The following is a 665-nucleotide window of genomic DNA, read 5'->3' as shown; positions in this document are numbered from 1 at the left end:
AAAAAAACATTTATCACAGGCATTAACTCCTTGCAACTCCTATATCTCCTTTATTTTTTCTTATCCCTTATCCCGAATTGACGTAATTTGTTCTTATTATTTGTAATTTTTATTGTACTAAAGTTTATATTATATTCTTTAGCCAGAAGAGTAGCCAGGTTTATTGCTTCTAGTAACAGTCTATCTTTCAAGAATTTTATTAAGGTGCTCTTATGTTGAGAAGGTGGGGAATATATCTGAATAATATCCTCTGCCATTTGCACTTTATTATAATCTGCATCAATATGTAGTAATGAGTATATTCTGTCAAAGACTGTTATAGTATTATTATCTATGGGTTCTTGTTTTGAAACATCTGATAATTTTCGCCTAATCCAAGATTCTTTTTCTAGTAAAAATTTGTATCCTGTATTAAAATTTTTATTAGGCAGAACTAGTTCAACTCCTTTATGGTTTATTCTAATGGCAATGCGTTTAGCTTTATTACTACATCTTATTGGAATGTCAATATCATGACCGAGCTTATTTAAAGTAATAAAATTTGGTATTAGTTGCGGTTGATTATTCATATTTAAGATATAACGTCAATTCGGGATAAGGGATAAGAAAAAATAAAGGAGATATAGGAGTTGCAAGGAGTTAATGCCTGTGATAAATGTTTTTTT

The 665-nt window shown here is 29.2% G+C and carries 1 protein-coding gene; it reads right to left on the bottom strand.

Annotation, left to right across the window (positions count from 1 at the left end; all coding sequences use genetic code 11):
* Positions 1 to 50 precede the first annotated feature (50 nt).
* On the bottom strand, positions 51 to 569 hold the full coding sequence (locus tag RiCNE_RS07160) for a YgjP-like metallopeptidase domain-containing protein (protein WP_094649850.1): 519 nt from the start codon (positions 567 to 569) through the stop codon (positions 51 to 53).
* Positions 570 to 665: the final 96 nt, after the last annotated feature.

This window comes from Rickettsia endosymbiont of Culicoides newsteadi, from assembly GCF_002259525.1.
Taxonomy (GTDB): domain Bacteria; phylum Pseudomonadota; class Alphaproteobacteria; order Rickettsiales; family Rickettsiaceae; genus Tisiphia.
Note: the sequence above shows the minus strand (reverse complement) of the source record. Positions and strands in the feature narration are given on the sequence as shown.

Coding starts and splice junctions, on each gene's coding strand:
- RiCNE_RS07160 (WP_094649850.1), bottom strand. CDS start 569: ATGAATAATCAACCGCAACTAATACCAAATTTTATTACTTTAAATAAG.